The sequence below is a fragment of the Deltaproteobacteria bacterium HGW-Deltaproteobacteria-2 genome (assembly GCA_002840505.1).
GTDB lineage: Bacteria > Desulfobacterota > Syntrophia > Syntrophales > Smithellaceae > Smithella.
Genome location: PHBC01000007.1, coordinates 128,867 through 133,140, shown reverse-complemented (window position 1 = coordinate 133,140; position 4,274 = coordinate 128,867). Strand labels below are relative to the sequence as shown.

At 49.8% G+C, this 4,274-nt stretch carries 2 protein-coding genes; both read left to right on the top strand.

Translation table 11 applies throughout. The features are described 5' to 3' along the window. Positions 1–2,972, top strand: a 2,972-nt coding sequence (locus CVU62_13830; GenBank protein PKN36804.1) for a hypothetical protein, incomplete at its 5' end; no start/stop codon positions are given. A gap of 92 nt (positions 2,973–3,064) precedes the next feature. After that, on the top strand, positions 3,065–4,274 hold a 1,210-nt coding region (locus tag CVU62_13825; protein ID PKN36803.1), incomplete at its 3' end, for a hypothetical protein.

Sequence of the window (4,274 nt, the reverse complement as noted above, 5' to 3'; positions counted from 1 at the left end):
TTGTTACCCTGACCGATGCCACCACCGGCACGACGCCTCTTACGATAACAACCCCGACGGCCACCGGCACAATCACCGAAGATACGCCTAAGATCACCGTCGATCCGGGCAACGGGGGAGGCGACGACGTGGTGCATGAATCCGGATTGGCAACGGGTTCCCATCCAGTAGATACAACAGAGTTTGCGAAAGGCACCTTCACCCTATCGGATCCGGACGGCCTGGCCGATATCCATAATGTTACAATCAACGGTACGACGGTTCTCATTGGGGATTTGGGTCATAATAACGTTATCGACGGCACCTACGGCACCTTGACTATCACGTCCTACAACAGTACGACAGGTGTTGCCGAATACACCTATGAGCTCACCAAGCCCTATGATACTACACCGCATGCTAACAACGGGGCAACCACGGAAGACAACGGGGAAAGCTTCACCCTCACCGTTTCCGATTTGGAAGGAAACTCTGCAGCGGCAACGATGAACTTCGACATTGTTGACGATATTCCTACGGCAAGCGACCAAAACGTCGTCCTTGATGCAAGCACCAGTGTCGGAGCAAACCTGCTCATTATTCTCGACAACTCTGGATCGATGGCTGAAAACTCTGGAGTAGATGGAATGACGCGCCTGGATCTTGCCAAAAATGCGATTGAACAGTTGATTAATGAGTATGGTGGTGATGGGGATGTCATGGTCAGAATTGTTACCTTCAATACAACAGCCGATGATGTGGGAGAACACTGGATGACTGCCAATGATGCCATAACGGCGTTAGACAGTATAACATCTGGTGGAAACACCAACTATGACGCTGCGCTTGCGACCGCGATAGAAGCTTTTCACGATCCGGGCGCAATCCCTGGCGGTCAGTTCGTCTCTTACTTCCTCTCCGATGGTGAACCGAATGAACCATCTTTCTGGTGGGACCATTCGGATGTCGGTATTGATTCCGGTGAACAAGCTGTATGGGAGCACTTCCTGGCCGAACATGACATTACGTCCTACGCCTTGGGCATGGGTACAGACGTGAATGCTGCAGCCATAGCTCCGATAGCTTATGACGGACTCAATGAGGTACAAATCGATCCAATTGTTGTCACCGATCTTAGCCAGCTCAATGATGTTCTATTAGACACCGTGGTAGAGAGCTCTATTGAAGGTAATCTTATTACAGGCTCGCCCGATGTATCCTTTGGTGCTGACGGTCCGGCTGACGTAAAGATTGTATCTATTGCCCATGACGCAAATGGCGACGGGATCATCGACAGCAATGAAGTTTACACTAAACCAGCCTCTGGTGACACCCTTTCAATCGCGACCCACGAGGGTGGCACATTAGAGATGAATTTCTCGACAGGAGATTACACCTACACCGCCCCGACGGGTACGTTGCTGGAACCGGAAGTCTTCAAGTACACAATTGCGGACGGTGACGGTGATATGGCTACGGCCAATTTGACAATCACCACGGCGGATGATGGTAATTTTAATCTCGTTGTAGGTAGAAATGTTGATGATCATTTTGGTCAAATTATTGACCATTATATCGATCATGATCATCCACACGATGGTTCAATTACAGGCAGTATAGGACAAGATATTTTGGTCGGCGATACAGGTGGCAGCGCTCTTGCAGGAAAGAATTTAAATCTCATTCTGATGTTAGACTCATCAGGAAGCATGAGAGAAAGCATCATGTTCAACGGTGTGTCGATGAGCAGAATGGAAGCACTTAAACTTTCCGTTATTAACCAGCTCACAGATCTGGCCAATGGGCCTGCGGACCATGTGCGGGTGCAAATTGTCGATTTTGATACGAACGCGAGTCAAAAGGGAATATTCGATCTCAAGGACGGTGAGCTTCAAGCGGCCATCAATGCAGTGAACAGCCTTCAGCAGGGAGGCGGTACAAACTATGAGGCTGGCTTGTCAACTGCTCTGCTCTGGGCGAACAGCATCGGTCTCCATGCGCCTTATGCGGGACCGAACGTGGTTAACCAGGCGATCTTCATATCCGATGGCGAGCCGACCTATTACTACGATGGTAATGGGACCACGGTGGTAGGTCCGGGAAGCTCCTTCTCTCAAACTGCGCTTGATCACATCCTCAACGTTTCAGGTGACAACGACACAGTGAGTGAAGTGCAGCTACTGGAAGCTAAGGGGTTCACGATTGAAGCCGTTGGTATTAATGTTACACCAACCAATCTGGACCATCTGAACCAAGTAGAAGGAGAATCTGCAAATTCCAATCCTGATGTGGCTACCAATATTACAACGGGTGATGAACTCAATCATGTCCTTACTGATCTTACTCAAGATACCGTAACAGCGCGGGCAGGTGATGACAACATTTTAGGTGGCGCTGGCGATGACATCATCTTCGGCGACTCGGTGAACACCGATGCGCTTTCGACAACGAGACCCGATGGTGCCGGTTGGCAGGTATTCGTGGATCTCGGGTGGAGTGAGGAGGAAATTGCTAATTACATCAATAACAACCATGCAGCACTTTCAGCCGAAAGCGGGCGTCTCGGTGGCAACGACCTCATTCATGGTGGCTCCGGTAACGACATCATATACGGCCAGGAGGGCAACGATGCCATTGACGGTGATTCCGGAAACGATATGCTCAGCGGAGGAACCGGCCATAATATACTCGCCGGTGGAACTGGGGCCGACACGTTTGTCGTCTCGCAAGGTGGGCATGATACCATTTTGGATTACCACAAAACGGAAGGAGACAAGGTCGATTTAAAGACTGTATGGAAATCAGGAGCAGGAGACAATGCCGAGGTTTCTGAAAATGCGGATCACACTGTAAAACTTCAGATATTTGACAGTAGTCATGTTGAAAAAGCGAGTGTGACGTTTGCAGATATTCATTATTCAGATTTGAATGATCAGGGTGCGGGCAACGAGCTCGATTCGTTGCTGGGGAAGGTGACGATAGATCATTCATAATGGGTAAATAAAAACTGTACCAAGGTACAATAGACTGGCAAATATAAATGCATAAAATATAATTAACAATTAAACTAAAAAATAATTAAACTATGATAAGGAGATTTGTCATGGCCAAGATCAAATATCCGGTAACAAGCGAAATAGGGCATCAGGTAACAGGAAAAGTCGCGATCCTGTATGGGGCCGTGAAAGCCGTATCTCCTGATGGTACAGTGCGGTTGCTTAAAATAAATAGTCCTGTTTTTGCGGACGACCACATTATCACCGGAGATGACGGAAGCGTATCTATTGTTTTTAATACAATGCCTCCAACTCAATTGGATCTTGGCAGAATGTCCAATGTAGTTATTGATGAGGACGTCTATGGGGTTGTTTCACCGACTGTTTCCGCTGAAGCATCAGCCGAACAGGAAGCAATCCAGAAAGCGCTGCTGGCGGGCGATCAGCCAATACAATTAGATGCGACAGCCGCAGGTGTTGAAGCAAATGCAGGCGGAGGCCATCCCGTCTTTGTTGTAACCCCTGACTGGGCAGAGGTAACCCCGGAAAGCGGAGCTGAAACGCAGGGGATAACATTAGGAACCACTGAGGCGACTATTTATGCTCCTAATTTAGAGCAGCAGGTGACGAACGATCCGGCAACCGTATCCTCGGCGTTTGTGCCGCTTGATGAGACCAATGCACCGTTGAGTACCGGAGGTACGCTCATCATCACCGATCCTGATGCGGGCGAGGCCCAGGTGGTGCCACAGACGGATGTGGCTGGCACATACGGCACCTTCAGCGTGGACTCCAACGGCAACTGGACATACATAGCCAACTCTGCATATGACGAACTGAATGCAGGCGATAAAATATCCGACACCTTCACCGTTACCAGTGTTGATGGTACCGGCAGCGGTACCGTTACGGTTGAGATCACAGGGACGAACGACCTGGCCACTGTATCCTCGGCGTTTGTGCCGCTTGATGAGACCAATACACCATTGAGCACCGGAGGTACGCTCGTCATCACCGATCCTGATGCAGGCGAGGCCCAGGTGGTGCCACAGGCGGATGTGGCTGGTACATACGGCACCTTCAGCGTGGACTCCAACGGCAACTGGACATATCTGGCCAACTCTGCATATGACGAACTGAATGCAGGCGACAAAATATCCGACACCTTCACAGTTACCAGTGTTGACGGCACCGGTATTGGTACAGTAAAAGTAGAGATCACAGGGACGAACGATGCACCGGTGATCAGTGGCGAGTCGAGCGGGGCAGTGACAGAAGACGTATTACTGACGGCGAGCG